This is a genomic window from Marinobacter sp. GH_1, assembly GCF_048595985.1.
GTDB classification, from domain to species: domain Bacteria; phylum Pseudomonadota; class Gammaproteobacteria; order Pseudomonadales; family Oleiphilaceae; genus Marinobacter; species Marinobacter shengliensis.
In genome coordinates this window covers 1,761,807-1,776,535 of the sequence record NZ_CP184460.1, presented here as the reverse complement: position 1 = coordinate 1,776,535, position 14,729 = coordinate 1,761,807, and the positions used below count along the sequence as shown (strand labels likewise).

Sequence of the window (14,729 nt, the reverse complement as noted above, 5' to 3'; positions counted from 1 at the left end):
CCGGGCCAGGCCCGGGGCCATCAGCGCTGGGGCTGACCGGCCTGAACCGCTTCTTCGTACTTCATTTTCTTCTCTTTCACTTTGGCCTGACCAAGCACATAGTCCACCACGGCATCTTCCAGAACAGATGACTCGATCTGAGCTTTCTGGTCCGGGTTGTTGGTGAAGTGCGCAACAACCTCTTCAGGCTGTTCATACGTAGATGCGATCTCCTGGATCTTTTCATCCACCTGGGCCGGCTCGGCCTTCAGGTCGTTCTTCTTGACCACTTCCTGGAACAACAAACCAGTCTTCACGCGGCGCTTGGCCTGCTCTTCGAAGATTTCCTTGGGCAGCTGCTGGAAGTCAACCTGGCCACCAAAACGCTGAACGGCATCCTGACGCAGGCGATCAATTTCCTGATCCACCAGGGCAGCCGGAATCTCCAGCTCGGTGGTTTCCAGCAGTCCGTCAACAACGTCGTTCTTGACCTTGTTGGACACCGCCTGCTTGAGCTCGCGCTCCATGTTTTTCTTCACTTCTTCACGGAAGGTCGCTTCGTCTTCGGCTTCAATACCGAACTTCTTGAAGAACTCCTGGTCCAGTTCCGGCAGCTGCGGCTCTTCTACCTTGTGGATCTTGATATCGAACTTGGCAGGCTTACCGGCCAGGTCTTCGTTGTGGTAGTCCTCGGGGAACTCCACTTCGATTTCCAGATCTTCACCGGCCTTACCACCAACAATGGCCTTTTCGAAGCCCGGGATCATCTGACCAGAACCCAGAGTCAGACGATGGCCTTCAGCGGCACCGCCTTCAAACTCTTCACCTTCGATGAAGCCTTTGAAGTCGATGGTCAGAACATCTTTGTTCTTGGACTTGCGCTTGACTTCTTTCATCGTGGCCTGCTGACGACGCAGGTTGTCAATCATGGTATCGATGTCTTTGTCGGTCACTTCAGCAACCGGCTTCTCTACCTCAACCTTGGACAGGTCGCCCAGCTCGATTTCAGGCAGCACTTCGAAGATGGCCACGAACTCGAGGTCTTTGCCCTCTTCCATGGTTTTCGGTTCAAACTTCGGCCAGCCAGCCGGGTTGATATCCTGCTCCTGCAGTGCCTTGATGTAATGGTCGCGCATGGCCTCGCCAACCACTTCCTGGCGAACGCTGTCACCGAAACGACGCTTGACCACGCTCATGGGCACCTTGCCAGGACGGAAACCGTTCAGGCGCACGGAACGGGCAGTTTCCTGCAGGCGTTTCTGAACCGCCTGATCGATTTCCTGGGCGGGCACACCAATCGTCATGCGACGCTCGATGTTAGAGGTCGTTTCAACAGACACTTGCATGGAAGTTCCTCAAATTACAGATTCTGTAGGTGAATGAAAATTAAGACAAAACCCTGTTCAAAGCGACAAGCCCGAAAGGGACGCAAAATTAAAAGCCGGTAGTTTATCACGGTTTACCCCACCGAGAGAATCACCCGGTAAGGCTGAATATCGCTTTGAGACCAGTGCCACAACCGACGTAGACAAAAATGGGGGCATTACTGAAAAAAGAAAGGGTGGTGCGAGAGGAGAGACTCGAACTCTCACGGGTTGCCCCGCTGGAACCTAAATCCAGTGCGTCTACCAATTCCGCCACTCTCGCGTATCTGGCACTGTACCGAAACGACCAAACGCCGTACAGACAGGCAGAAAAACAAACAAGGGGAAAAGTGGGGTGGACGAAGGGGTTCGAACCCTCGACCGCAGGAGTCACAATCCTGAGCTCTACCAACTGAGCTACGTCCACCACATCAGGGAGGTGCCTTTGGCGGCACTCACTACTGCTTGCTTCAACTTTGCTGGTTTGGCGATCCGGTCCGGACTCACGACTTGATGGCGCGCCCGGCAGGACTCGAACCTGCGACCATCCGCTTAGAAGGCGGATGCTCTATCCAGCTGAGCTACGGGCGCTTGACCGTTCGCCCACCTGAATATCCAGAAAATGGTCGGGGTAGAGAGATTCGAACTCCCGACATCCTGCTCCCAAAGCAGGCGCGCTACCAGACTGCGCTATACCCCGTTTCGACTGAACAACAAGTGCCTCAGCAAAGTTGGCGCGCATATTACCGGCGGCTGAGGCATCCGTCAACAACGATTTCAAAAATCATAGAGATAACGTTGCCTAAGAAGACCCGGGCAGGCACAAAAAGTTCCCCAAGGAGCTTTGCCTGAGTCCCGGTTCAGCGCATTGGCGTAAATGCCGAAGCATGAGACAATGCCCGGCCTTCACTTCTTCACTATTCATGCCCAACCGACAAGACGGAAACATGAGCGCCAAACTGATTAACGGAAAAGAGATCGCCGCCCGGGTTCGACAACAGGTGGCTGCGGGCGTACAGGCCCGGAAAGCCAAAGGCCTGAGAGCACCCGGCCTGGCAGTGGTTCTGGTGGGCAACGACCCCGCCTCCCACGTGTACGTGGGCAATAAACGCAAAGCCTGCGATGAAGCGGGCATTCTGTCGCTGTCCTATGACCTGCCCGAAGACACCTCTCAGGCGGCCCTGGAAGCACTGATTGATGAGCTGAACGAAAACCCCGCCGTAGATGGCATCCTGGTTCAGCTCCCCCTGCCCTCACACCTGGACGCCGACCCGATCCTGGTGAAGATTCGCCCGGATAAAGACGTGGACGGCTTTCACCCTTACAACATCGGCCGCCTGATGCAGCGCAAGCCCTGCCTGCGCCCTTGTACACCGGCCGGCGTCATTACCCTGCTCGACTCCATAGGCACACCCTACAAAGGTCAGCACGCGGTCATTGTCGGCGCCTCAAACATCGTGGGTCGGCCCATGAGCATGGAACTGTTGCTGAAAGGCGCCACCACCACCGTATGCCACCGGTTCACCGGCAATCTGGAGAAGTTTGTGGGTGAGGCGGACATCCTGATTGCCGCCGTCGGCAAACCCGGCATTATCAAAGGCGAGTGGGTAAAACCCGGCGCCACGGTGATTGATGTAGGCATCAACCGCATGGACGACGGCAAACTCTGCGGCGACGTAGACTTCGCGGCAGCCGCCGAACGCGCGGCGTACATCACCCCGGTCCCCGGCGGCGTTGGCCCCATGACCATCGCCACCCTGCTGGAGAACACCCTCTACGCGGCGGATGTGCTTCACCGCTAGCTGTCTGTCAGGGTCTGTCCCCGAATGGGGACTGACCCACTTTTGCCCGTCCTTGCCCTCAAGCTAGAACCCATGGGCCAGGGTCTGTCCCCAAAGGGGACTGACCCACCTTTGCCCGTCCCCGCCCCAAAGCTCGAGCCCATGGATCTAAAAAGGGTCAGTCCCCATTCGGGGACAGACCCCAATGCCAAAGCTCGAGCCCATGGGTCCAAAATGGGTCAGTGCCCCAAGGGTCTGTCCCCAAAGGGGACTGACCCCCTTTTGCCCGCCCCTGCCCCGCAGCTAGAACCCATGGGGCCAAAATGGGTCAGTCCACGAGTGGAAGTCAGCAAAGGTGGGTCAGACCCCGTTCGGGGTCAGACCCAAAAAAAACCCGCCGGAGCGGGTTTTTTTGAACGCGGAGCAGATTACTGCCCGTACTTGGCCTTAGCCTTCTGGCGGTAGGCGTGCAGAAGCGGCTCGGTGTAGCCGGCCGGCTGCTCACGGCCTTTCAGAACCAGATCCACAGCTGCCTGGAAGGCGATGCTGTCGTCGAAGTTCGGGGCCATGTTGCGGTACGCGGCATCACCGGCGTTCTGCTTGTCTACTACGGCAGCCATGCGCTTCATGGTTTCCATGATCTGCTCTTCGGAGCAGATACCGTGGTACAGCCAGTTGCACAGCAGCTGTGAAGAGATACGCAGGGTCGCGCGGTCTTCCATCAGGCCTACATCGTTGATGTCCGGCACCTTGGAACAGCCCACGCCCTGGTCGATCCAGCGTACAACGTAGCCAAGGATACCCTGGGCATTGTTGTCCAACTCCTGCTGGATGTCTTCCGCGCTCAGTGAAGACGGATCGTCCATCACCGGAACCGTCAGGATGTCGTCCAGAGACGCCCGCTGACGGTTAGCCAGCTCTTTCTGCACATCAAACACGTTCACCTGGTGATAGTGGGTGGCGTGCAAGGTAGCGGCCGTCGGCGACGGAACCCAGGCGGTGTTGGCGCCAGACTTTGGGTGGCCAATCTTGGCTTCCAGCATGCCGGCCATCAGGTCAGGCATGGCCCACATACCCTTACCAATCTGGGCAACACCAGACAGACCCGCTTCCAGGCCGATATCTACGTTCCACTGCTCGTAGGCGTTGATCCAGGTAGCCAGCTTCATCGGGCCCTTACGGATGAACGGACCCAGCTCCATGGAGGTGTGAATCTCGTCGCCGGTGCGGTCCAGGAAGCCGGTGTTAATGAACACGGTGCGATCTTTGGCAGCGTGGATACAGGCTTTCAGGTTCACCGTGGTACGGCGCTCTTCATCCATGATGCCCACTTTCAGGGTAAAGCGCGGCAGGCCAAGCGCATCTTCAACACGACCGAAGAATTCGTTGGTGAACGCCACCTCTTCCGGACCGTGCTGCTTGGGCTTAACAATGTAAACAGAGCCCTTGGTGCTGTTCTGGAACTTGCCATCAGCCTTCAGATCGTGAATGGCGATCAGTGAAGTGACCAGGCCATCCATCAGGCCTTCCGGAATCTCGTTACCGTCTTTCAGCAGGATGGCCGGGTTGGTCATCAGGTGGCCAACGTTACGAACGAACAGCAGGCTGCGGCCCTTCAGGGTCAGTTCGCTGCCATCAGCACCGGTGTAGGTGCGGTCGCCGTTCATACGGCGAGTCATCATCTGGCCGCCCTTCTCGAAGGACTCTTCCAGGTCACCTTTCATCAGGCCGAGCCAGTTCTTGTAGGCTACTACCTTGTCGTCTGCGTCTACCGCCGCAACGGAGTCTTCGCAGTCCATGATGGTAGTCAGGGCAGATTCCATCAGCACGTCTTTGACGTTGGCACCGTCGTCTTTGCCGATCGGATGGCTGGCATCGATCTGGATTTCAAAGTGCATGCCATTCTTCACCAGCAGAACGCCAGTAGGGGCATCGGCGGCACCGGTGTAGCCAACAAAGCCGGACTCGTCTTTCAGGCCGGTGACTTCACCATTCTGCAGTTTCACCGCCAGCTTGCCGCCATCGATGTAGTATTTTGCGGCATCCTTGTGGCTGCCGGACGCCAGGGGCGCTGAGCCATCCAGCAGATTACGGGCCCACTCGATAACCTTGGCACCACGTACCGGGTTGTAACCGCGGCCTTTCTCGGCACCGTTTTCTTCAGAGATGGCATCGGTGCCATACAGCGCATCGTACAGGCTACCCCAGCGCGCATTGGCGGCGTTCAGGGCAAAACGGGCGTTCATCACCGGAACAACCAATTGCGGGCCGGCCATGGTAGCGATTTCCGGATCTACGTTGGCAGTAGAGATTTTGAAATCGGCGGGCTCATCGACCAGGTAACCGATCTCTTTCAGGAACGCCTTGTACTCAGCCATGTCCAGCTTCTGGCCCTTGTGGTCACGGTTCCAGGCATCCATCTTTTCCTGGAGGGCGTCACGCTTGGCCAGCAATTCGCGGTTGCGCGGAGCCAGTTCGTTCACAATTTTGTCGAACTCGGCCCAGAATTTGTCAGCGTCAACACCGGTGCCCGGGATCGCTTCGTTATTTACGAAATCGTACAGATTCTTGGCGATCTGGATGCCGCCAACTTGAACGCGTTCTGTCATCGTTGCTTGCCTCAATGGGTTTGTAGTTCCCGACTCCCCTTCTAGCGCCACGGGCGCGGGGCATTCTGATTTGAGCGCCGCATTGTACGTGAAATTCCCTACAAGGTCATTCCCATGCAGCACAATGCGGCTTTAGGTGTAATGGTGCGAGTCAGGCCCGGCGCCAGGTGGTGCCTTCGCGACTGTCGTCCAGAATAATACCCTTTTCGAGCAGCTCATCCCGGATACGATCGGCCCCAGCAAAATCTTTCGCTTTGCGGGCATCGGCGCGGTCCTGAATCATGGCCTCAATATCTTCAGCAGTCAGCTCACTACCGGTATCGGCCTGGAAGAAAGCTTCCGGGTTTTGCTGAAGCAGCCCCAGCACGCCACCCAGACGAACCAGAATGGCTGCGCTGCGCTTGGCCTGCTCGTCATCGCCTTCACGGCGGTGATGATTGATGTCGTTGGCCACGGCATGCAAAACCGCGATGGCACCGGCGGTATTGAAATCGTCGTCCATCACTTCGGCGAACCGGTGATCGTGGTCGGTCTCCGGCACGTCACTGTCCTTGGCCGGGGTAATACCCCGCAGGGCATGATACAGCTTGGTCAACGTCCGCCCTGCCTCAGCAAGACTTTCCTCGGAATAGTCCACCTGGCTGCGATAATGGCTGGAGACCAGAAAGTAGCGCACCACTTCCGCCGGATACTTTTCCAGGATTTCCCGGATGGTAAAGAAGTTGCCCAAAGACTTGGACATCTTCTCTTTGTTCACCCGAATGGCGCCGGCGTGCATCCATGTATGTACAAACTTGTGGCCGGTGGCACATTCCGACTGGGCAATTTCGTTCTCGTGGTGCGGGAACAGCAGATCCGGCCCGCCACCGTGAATGTCGAAGGTGTCGCCCAGGCACTTGGTGGACATAGCCGAGCACTCGATATGCCAGCCCGGCCGGCCATCGCCCCAGGGAGACTGCCAACTCACTTCACCAGGCTTGGCGGCCTTCCACAAGGCAAAATCCGCAGGACTACGCTTGGCTTCCTGCACATCCACCCGGGCACCGGCCACCAGGTCTTCGAGTTTTTTCTTGCTCAGTTTGCCGTAGTCCGGGAAGGAATCCACCGCGAAATACACGTCACCGTTATCAGCCGCGTAGGCATGGTTGCCCGCAATCAGCGTCTGGATCATGGCGATGATATCGTCGATGTAGGCGGTAGCCCGCGGCTCATCGCTGGGAGCCAGCACACCCAGGCGAGCTTCGTCTTCATGCATGGCGTGAATCATGCGGTCGGTCAGGTCGGTGTAGACCTCACCATTTTCATCGGCCCGGCGCAGGATCTTGTCGTCGATGTCGGTGATGTTACGCACGTAAGTCACATCATAGCCACGGTGGCGCAGGTAACGGGTAACCACATCGAAGGCCACCAACACCCGGGCGTGGCCCAGGTGGCAGTAGTCGTAGACCGTCATGCCACACACGTACATGCGTACCTTACCCGGCTCGATGGTCTTGAACGCTTCCTTCTGCTGCGTCAGCGTATTGTAGATACGCATTACTTGCCTCCCTTGCCCCAGGAATCCCGAAGTGTGACTGTCCGGTTGAACACTGGCTTGCCGGCCTTGGCTGTCAGCTCCTGATCACAGAAGAAATAGCCCTCACGCTCGAACTGATACGGTAAATCGGTCCTTGGCTCGGCCAGACTTTTCTCAACCCGCGCGCCCTTCAGCACCACCAGAGACTCCGGGTTCAGGTGATCCAGGAAGTCACCTTCCTTGTCGCTGTCCGGGCTCTCGTGGTTAAACAGTCGGTCATACAGGTTAATATCAGTTTCGATGCTGTCATTGGCCGATACCCAGTGAATCACGCCGTTAGGCTTGTAACCTTCCGGGTTCACACCCAACGTGTTCGGATCGTACTCGCATTTGAGTTCAACGATCTCACCGCTGTCATCGCGCACCACCTCTTTACAGGTCATCACGTAACCGCCACGCAGACGCACCGCCTGCTCCGGCGCCAGACGTTTCCACTTACGCGGCGGCTCCACCTCGAAGTCTTCCCGGTCGATGTACAGAGTCTGGCTCCAGGTGACGTCCCGCTCACCCATCTCCGGCTTCTGCGGGTGCACCGGCAAGGTCAGGGTTTCGGTCTGATCAGCCGGGTAGTTGGTGAGAGTCACTTTTAGCGGGCGCATGACGCACATGGCGCGGGGCGCCCGGTCGTTCAGGTCTTCCCGGATGGCATACTCCAACATACCTACATCAACGGTACCACCAGCTTTGTTAACACCGATCATGTCGCAGAAGCTGCGTATGGATTCCGGGGTGTAACCACGGCGGCGCATGCCGGAAATAGTCGGCATACGCGGATCGTTCCATCCCTCTACCACATGTTCGTCCACCAGGCGCTTCAGCTTGCGTTTGCTGGTGATGGTGTAATTCAGGTTCAGCCGCGCAAACTCAATCTGGCGCGGATGGCACGGAACGGTGATGTTATCCAGCACCCAGTCGTACAGGGGGCGGTGGTCTTCGAATTCCAGCGTACACAGGGAGTGAGTAATCCCCTCCAAGGCATCAGAAATCGGGTGGGTGAAGTCGTACATCGGGTAGATGCACCACTTGCTTCCGGTCTGGTGATGGTCGGCGTAGCGAATGCGGTAAAGAATCGGGTCCCGCAGGTTGATGTTCGGGGAGGCCATATCGATCTTGGCCCGCAACACCAACTCGCCGTTCTGGAACTTGCCGTCGCGCATGTCCCGGAACAACTGCAGGCTTTCTTCCACCGGGCGGTCCCGGTATGGGCTGTTCTTGCCGGGCTCCTTCAGGGAACCACGGTATTCAGCCATCTGCTCAGCATTCAGTGCACACACATAGGCCTTGCCTTTCTCGATCAACTCCTCGGCAAAGGCGTACAGCTGGTCAAAGTAATCTGAGGCGTAACGTACGTCGTCCGCCCACTCGTAGCCCAGCCACTCGACGTCCTGCTTGATGGCATCAATGTATTCCTGACTTTCCTTTTCCGGGTTGGTGTCGTCAAAGCGAAGGTTGCACTCGCCACCGAAGGTTTGCGCAATACCAAAGTTCAAGCAGATCGACTTGGCGTGGCCAACGTGCAGGTAGCCGTTGGGCTCCGGCGGAAAACGGGTAACGACCTTGCCAGCGTGCTCACCCTTGGCGATGGCGTCTTCGATCAGGCTCTGAATAAAATTGTGGGCTTTCTTCGACTCGGCGCTCATACAATCTCTGTCAACGGGGAATGGATCCGGGGAGCACGGTCCGGCTCCCTTAAACCGCCTATTATACTCACAAATCGTTGCCGGACTCATGCACAGGACGAAACTCTTGAGTACAATGCAACCTTCAGACCCACAACCCCTATTTAACAGGACGACCTGATGATTCTGCTGCAGACCAACCACGGTGATATCAAACTGGAACTGGACTACGAAAAAGCCCCGGAAACCGCAAAGAACTTTGAGCAGTATGTTCGCGACGGCTTTTACGACGGTCTGATCTTTCACCGTGTCATCAGCAACTTCATGGTTCAGGGTGGCGGCTTTGAGCCGGGCATGACCCCGCGCAAAACCCGCGACCCCATCCAGAACGAAGCCGACAACGGCCTGAGCAACATGGTCGGCACCATTGCCATGGCCCGCACCATGGACCCGCACTCAGCTACGGCCCAGTTCTTCATCAACGTGGAGAACAACGGATTCCTGGACCACACCGCCAAGAATGCCGAGGGATGGGGCTACTGTGTGTTCGGCAAAGTGGTTGACGGCATGGAGACCGTAAACAACATCCGCGCCGTTCGCACCACCATGCGTGCCGGCCACCAGGACGTGCCATTTGAGGACGTCATTATTGAAAAGGCCGAGGTTCTGGAGGACGCGTGACCACGCTGTTTATCTCGGATCTGCACCTTGAGGAGTCGCGCCCGGATATTACGGACGCGTTCCTGACGTTCCTGCGAGAGAAGGCAGCAGGGGTTGAGCAGCTCTACATTCTGGGCGACTTTTTTGAGGCCTGGATTGGTGACGACGAGCGCACACCGCTCCAGGAGCAGATTGCCGCCGCCCTGAAGCAACTCAGCGACAGCGGCACCCATATCTTCCTGATGCATGGCAACCGGGACTTCCTGATCGGAGAAGAATTCTGCCACCGGTCCGGCGCCACCCTGCTGGACGACCCGACGGTGATCGATCTGTATGGAACGCCTACTCTGCTGCTGCACGGCGACAGCCTGTGCACTGCCGATGTGGAATACCAGAAATTCCGCGCCAACATGCGCAACCCGCAGATGCAGAAGATGATGCTGGCCCGCCCCCTGGAAGACCGCCAGCAAATGGCAAAGCAATTACGGGCGCTGTCGATGGCCAAGAACCAGGGCAAGGCGGAAGACATCATGGATGTGACGCCAGAGGAAGTAGTCAAGGAGCTCGAAGCCCACGGCGTTCAGTTGATGATTCATGGCCACACCCATCGTCCGGCCGTGCACCACCTCGAAGCCAATAACAAACCAGCGCGCCGGATTGTGCTCGGTGACTGGCACAGCCACCTTTGGTGGCTGGAAGTACAGCCCGGCAAGGAAGCTGAGTTGAAAAAGCAGCCCCTGCAGCCTTGATGCCGCAGGGGTCGCCCCTTCCTCAGGCCTTACCCGTCGGTGGGCTCCCGATAGGTTTCCAGACGGCGCAGCCAACCCGGCAACCAGCGTTCCCGCTCTATGGCCTGCTCTGCCAGCTCGGCGCGCCGGGTAAGCACCCGGCCCGCGGCCTCTCGAAAGCGATCCAGCGGGCGAAGCCCCGGGCTCTTATCCATAGCCTGCAAGACCTGCAACAACCCCCAACCTTCGCCCTCATAGCGCTCCGTTTCTGAAAGCCCTTCGCCCTTGAAGTTGACGTAGTCCATCAACGCGTAGACACCACCGGGCGTTTGCCCAAGCTGCCACAAGCGTTCCCGAATAACCGGCCGCTGCGCTTCGGGCGCGGCATTAACCACCGTTTCCAGGGAGCGGGCGGCGCGTTCCTGGATAAAGCGCACCTGATAACCGCGGGTTTCATACAGGAGTGCCCGCAGCGCCTTTACCTCATCGGTCGCACTCGAACTACTGAGAAAACCGGCACGGTCTGGCCAGGGCGCGCCTTGGGTGCGGGCGTCTTCCAGCCAGCCGGGAAGCTGCACACCGCGATCAACCATAAAGTCCAGAAGCGCCGGGAAACTCTCGGTAAAACGTCCGCTTTCGCCCTCCGGATACCAGATAAAGTGGCCAATCCCCAACGAAGGAAACGCTTCGCCCTCATTCCAGTGCACCAGGCATTCATGCCGCCCGGCACATTCGTTTCGGAAAATTCGTTCTCCAACCCAGGCCAGCTCTTCGGCCGTCAACGTCATGGCCTGTGCCTGCTCCAGCACCTGGCCCGACACTCGCAGCAACCGCCCATCGGCTGAGTCGGTCAAGAGATACAGGGCGCCGTCGGGCCCTTGCCGCACATCGCGGATACGCTCACCAAGCTCAGAAAACAGGCGCTCGCTTTCCACAACCCGGCCCTCGCTGAGAACAACCCGATGCACACTCTTATTGGCCAGGGCGCCGACAAACAGGTTGCCTCGCCAATGGGGGAACTGATGGCCGTCATACAATGTCAGGCCCGATGGTGCGATGGACGGCGTCCATGACCACAGGGGTTGCTCGGTACCCTCGTATCGTTTGAATGGCGTTACCATGGCACCGGTATAGTCACGGCCATCGGTGGCCAACGGCCAGCCGTAATTGCGCCCGGCCTGGATCAGGTTGATCTCGTCACCGCCACGGGGGCCGTGTTCGTGAGCGATGACCCGGTCATTACCGGCATCGTAGACCAGCCCCTGAACATTTCGATGCCCCAGGCTGAAGATCTCCGGCAGAGCGCCGTCCACCTGTACGAACGGATTATCCGCCGGAATGGAACCGTCCGGATTCAGTCGCACGATGGTGCCCAGATGGCTGGACAGTTTCTGTGCTTCCTCCCGAAAATCGAAGCCATCCCCCAGGGTTACCAGCAAGGTGCCGTCGGCCAGCCAGGCCATGCGCCCACCGTAATGGGCATCACCATATTTACCCGGCCTGGCCCTGAAGATTTCCCGCACTTGCATCAGTTCGCTTCCGACAAGCTGGCCACGGGCGACGCACAGATGATTTTCCCGAACCGTGCCACAGGCATAGGCGAGGAACACACCACGACGGCGATCATCCCCCGCCCTGCCATCAAAGCCGGGCTCGAGTAGCACATCAAACAATCCGGCCTGGCCGGAGGCGAATACGTCCGGGACACCCGACACCTGCACCTGATGCCCATCCGGCGATACTTTTTTCAGTTCTCCAGCGCGCTCGGTCACCAGAAAATCACCCCCTGGCAGGAATGCCAACGACCACGGGTGATCAAGCCCTTCAGCGACCACGTCTATCCGATAATCGGCCGCTTCCTGGGCCAATGTCGGCTCCGGAGCGCCCACGCCGGCCAATACCAAGAAAGGTGCGATCAGACCATGACGGGCCACGGTCATGGTCATCTTGCCCGTCAGTTGCGCAAACACCCATCCCGCTACTGCTGCGGTCCCCAGCATCGCCAACAGCCCGGGCAGGGTTCGGGTTGCTGCGATCAGTGTCGGCATGGGCGCCAACACATCAACCAGGGCCAGCGTTGCCCACAACGCAAGAGCTCCGCCAAGGGCATACCAGAAATCCCGGTAGGGCCAGCCCAACAACCGGAGCAATCCAGCAGTTACCAGGAAGCCCGGAACCAATGCAGCGGCCAGCAGCACCCCATAGACAGGCGCGAACCCAACCAGGTCCTGCCCCATGACAACGAGGCGATCCACCAGGCTGAACGAGGCCCCAAGGGCCGACAACGCCGACAGGTTGAACTGAGTCTGCACCAGACTGCCGAGCAACGCGCCGCACACCACCGCGATGGCTCCCGCAATTACGATTTGGACACTTTTTTTCATTCCCCTGCGCTTCCCGTAGTGATGATTTTCTGACAAAGGCTCTGATAACGAAGGAATTTTCAGAAACTTCCCGGCCATCTGATCCGTTACCTTAGCAAGCTCCAGCGGTTGAAGCACAAGCCTCTTGCCTCATACTGTTCATATAACGCAACTGACACGAGTGAACCCTATGACAGGGAACCGGGCTTCTCTTGCAGCCTGTTTCATACGCACCTTCTTCCTTGCCTGGATCTGGCTGGCAGTGATTCGCGGCCTGCTGATCATTCAAAGCGGGGTACTCCCGAGCCTGCCCGGTACCCTGGGCGGCGACGTTGCCGGGGCTTTTTTGCTGGCAGTATTCCTGCATCTATCGGTTGGCGTTGTCCGCGCCCTGTTGATCACCGCCCTGGGCGTCGCACTCTATGTGGCCGGCATGCACCTGACAGCCCATGGCACGCTTTTCCAACTGGCCTTCGCCGGCAAGGGTATGGACAGTACGTTCATTACCGGCAGCCTGCTCAACATCTATCTGATAACCCTCCCGGGCTACCTCGTGCTGGCCTGGCTGTTGCACTGGCTGCATCGAAAATGGGTGCCCACTTCAGAGCGTGCGCCAGTCCTGCTTATCAGTTCCGCCTTTCTGGTCACCGGCCTCTACACTCTGTCGTTTCCGAGCCTGACGACACCCGCCAATAATGTGGTGGCCAGCACTGTCGCCCAGGTTCCAGGTACGTTGCTCAATCCGGTTGGCACTGCTATCGGTGACGAAACCACTGAACTCAGTGAGCAACTGGACAGACGAACAAACTTTTTCCACCAACAAACCAGCAACTTTCAGAATCCCGAGCCACCCAATGTTCTGTTGATCATGATCGAGGGGCTGTCCGGAGGCTACCTGCCGAAAATCAGCCAATATCACAACCTTCAGCCCATCGTCTCTCTCGACACTCTGGAGGCGACGTTCGACGCCTTCGGTTTCCGGGTCTACAACAACGTGCTGAGCATGGAACGGCAGACGGATCGCGGCACCTTTGCCCTGGTGTGTGGGCGCTACCCCGACTTGCGCCGGCCATCGGAGAAGATGTTGGCCGTCGCGGAAGACAAAGCCAATCCCGACTGCCTTCCGGGGAAGCTGAAAGATCAGGGCTACACCACCGCTTACTGGCAAGCTGCGCCAATCGAATACATGAAAAAAGATCAGTTCATGCCCCGGGCGGGCTATGAGAACGTCACCGGCGCAGAGGCATTTGGTCACGCGCAGGAACAGGATGGCTGGGGACCGCCAGACCCGACGTTCTTCCCGGACATTGCTGAACGCCTGAGTGAACTGGATAGCCAACGCGGCCCCTGGTTTGTCACAACCCTGAATGTCGGCACCCACCATCCGTTCAACATCGGACCAGAAGCCGAACAGGAACTGGAAGCCGAGCAGGCCAACCAATCTCCTTCTGAAGAAACAACGGGGCTCCCTGCCACCCAGATGGCTCGCAAAAAGGCCATGGTGGTCATGGCCAACTCCCTAGAACGCTTTCTGACACAGCTTGAGCAGGAAGGACTGCTGGACAACACTCTGGTGATTGTCACATCCGATGAATCCGGCGGCTTTGTTCGCGACGACCATGAGACCTTGCCGCTGAACAGCAACCTCGGCGTGCTGGCCATACGCTCGCCGGGCCGGCCAGACCTCAGTGAATTCGCACCGGAAAACCGGATTGTTGCCCAGTTCGACATCCCGATGACCATTCTGGATGCTACGGGCAACGGCCACCTGGCCGGGGACATGCTTGGCCGAAGCCTGCTGTCTGAGCCGACGGAGCCTGCTCGCGACCTGATGCTGGCCGACACCTACACCGGCATGAAGTACTTTCTCCGGGAATCCGGCACCCTACTCGCCTGTACCGAATTGACTACCCGCTGCAGCAACTGGGCGTTCGATCCAGACAGACTGTTCGGAAGCCTGCAACAAACCGAAGACGAACCCTTCCTGTCCTTCGATGAGCGCCTGGCACTGCTGGAGAAAGCCACACTGCTGACCCAGGAAGGCGAATAA

9 protein-coding genes and 4 tRNA genes are annotated in these 14,729 nt (G+C 58.1%); 4 read left to right on the top strand and 9 right to left on the bottom strand.

The window, feature by feature from the left end; all coding sequences use genetic code 11:
• Positions 1–20: 20 nt before the first annotated feature.
• The 5 genes from tig to ACNSOI_RS08145 form a co-directional block, all read right to left on the bottom strand.
• On the bottom strand, positions 21–1,325 hold the full coding sequence (gene tig / locus ACNSOI_RS08165) for a trigger factor (protein WP_061330964.1): 1,305 nt from the start codon (positions 1,323–1,325) through the stop codon (positions 21–23).
• A 216-nt stretch (positions 1,326–1,541) separates the two neighbouring features.
• Positions 1,542–1,626 (bottom strand) — tRNA-Leu (locus ACNSOI_RS08160).
• Between the two features lie 68 nt (positions 1,627–1,694).
• Positions 1,695–1,770: transfer RNA gene (locus tag ACNSOI_RS08155), tRNA-His, on the bottom strand.
• 87 nt (positions 1,771–1,857) lie between these two features.
• Positions 1,858–1,934, bottom strand: a tRNA-Arg gene (locus tag ACNSOI_RS08150).
• A gap of 32 nt (positions 1,935–1,966) precedes the next feature.
• Positions 1,967–2,043: transfer RNA gene (locus ACNSOI_RS08145), tRNA-Pro, on the bottom strand.
• A gap of 247 nt (positions 2,044–2,290) precedes the next feature.
• On the opposite strand from ACNSOI_RS08145, the gene folD reads away from it, so the two are divergent.
• On the top strand, positions 2,291–3,145 hold the full coding sequence (gene folD, locus ACNSOI_RS08140) for a bifunctional methylenetetrahydrofolate dehydrogenase/methenyltetrahydrofolate cyclohydrolase FolD (protein ID WP_420195534.1): 855 nt from the start codon (positions 2,291–2,293) through the stop codon (positions 3,143–3,145).
• Between the two features lie 407 nt (positions 3,146–3,552).
• On the opposite strand, the gene ACNSOI_RS08135 is transcribed toward folD, so the two are convergent.
• The 3 genes from ACNSOI_RS08135 to ACNSOI_RS08125 all read right to left on the bottom strand — a co-directional run bounded on the left by ACNSOI_RS08135 (position 3,553) and on the right by ACNSOI_RS08125 (position 8,949).
• Positions 3,553–5,733, bottom strand: a complete 2,181-nt coding sequence (locus ACNSOI_RS08135; protein ID WP_152437910.1) for a malate synthase G — start codon at positions 5,731–5,733, stop codon at positions 3,553–3,555.
• Positions 5,734–5,884: 151 nt separating this feature from the next.
• Positions 5,885–7,270: a cysteine--tRNA ligase gene (cysS, locus tag ACNSOI_RS08130; RefSeq protein ID WP_061330961.1), complete on the bottom strand. Its 1,386-nt coding sequence runs from the start codon at positions 7,268–7,270 to the stop codon at positions 5,885–5,887.
• On the bottom strand, positions 7,270–8,949 hold the full coding sequence (locus ACNSOI_RS08125; RefSeq protein WP_420195533.1) for a glutamine--tRNA ligase/YqeY domain fusion protein: 1,680 nt from the start codon (positions 8,947–8,949) through the stop codon (positions 7,270–7,272). The genes cysS and ACNSOI_RS08125 overlap by 1 nt, the downstream gene beginning before the upstream one ends.
• A gap of 159 nt (positions 8,950–9,108) precedes the next feature.
• Between ACNSOI_RS08125 and ACNSOI_RS08120 the strand changes: the two genes are divergently transcribed.
• Both ACNSOI_RS08120 and lpxH read left to right on the top strand, forming a co-directional pair.
• Complete coding sequence (locus tag ACNSOI_RS08120) at positions 9,109–9,609, top strand: peptidylprolyl isomerase (protein ID WP_061330959.1); 501 nt, start codon at positions 9,109–9,111, stop codon at positions 9,607–9,609.
• Entirely contained in the window at positions 9,606–10,337 is a 732-nt protein-coding gene (lpxH, locus tag ACNSOI_RS08115) for a UDP-2,3-diacylglucosamine diphosphatase (RefSeq protein ID WP_138436467.1), read from the top strand. Before ACNSOI_RS08120 ends, lpxH begins: the two co-directional genes overlap by 4 nt.
• A gap of 29 nt (positions 10,338–10,366) precedes the next feature.
• Here the strand turns inward: lpxH and ACNSOI_RS08110 are convergent, their stop codons facing one another.
• Positions 10,367–12,700, bottom strand: a complete 2,334-nt coding sequence (locus ACNSOI_RS08110) for a PQQ-dependent sugar dehydrogenase (protein ID WP_420195532.1) — start codon at positions 12,698–12,700, stop codon at positions 10,367–10,369.
• Positions 12,701–12,869: 169 nt separating this feature from the next.
• Here ACNSOI_RS08110 and ACNSOI_RS08105 point away from each other — a divergent pair, with 169 nt between their 5' ends.
• Positions 12,870–14,729, top strand: a complete 1,860-nt coding sequence (locus tag ACNSOI_RS08105; protein WP_420195531.1) for an LTA synthase family protein — start codon at positions 12,870–12,872, stop codon at positions 14,727–14,729.

What these genes read in the sequence shown, in the direction of transcription:
- tig (WP_061330964.1), bottom strand. Translation starts at nt 1,325, where the DNA reads ATGCAAGTGTCTGTTGAAACGACCTCTAACATCGAGCGTCGCATGACG.
- folD (WP_420195534.1), top strand. Translation starts at nt 2,291, where the DNA reads ATGAGCGCCAAACTGATTAACGGAAAAGAGATCGCCGCCCGGGTTCGA.
- ACNSOI_RS08135 (WP_152437910.1), bottom strand. Translation starts at nt 5,733, where the DNA reads ATGACAGAACGCGTTCAAGTTGGCGGCATCCAGATCGCCAAGAATCTG.
- cysS (WP_061330961.1), bottom strand. Translation starts at nt 7,270, where the DNA reads ATGCGTATCTACAATACGCTGACGCAGCAGAAGGAAGCGTTCAAGACC.
- ACNSOI_RS08125 (WP_420195533.1), bottom strand. Translation starts at nt 8,949, where the DNA reads ATGAGCGCCGAGTCGAAGAAAGCCCACAATTTTATTCAGAGCCTGATC.
- ACNSOI_RS08120 (WP_061330959.1), top strand. Translation starts at nt 9,109, where the DNA reads ATGATTCTGCTGCAGACCAACCACGGTGATATCAAACTGGAACTGGAC.
- ACNSOI_RS08110 (WP_420195532.1), bottom strand. Translation starts at nt 12,700, where the DNA reads ATGAAAAAAAGTGTCCAAATCGTAATTGCGGGAGCCATCGCGGTGGTG.
- ACNSOI_RS08105 (WP_420195531.1), top strand. Translation starts at nt 12,870, where the DNA reads ATGACAGGGAACCGGGCTTCTCTTGCAGCCTGTTTCATACGCACCTTC.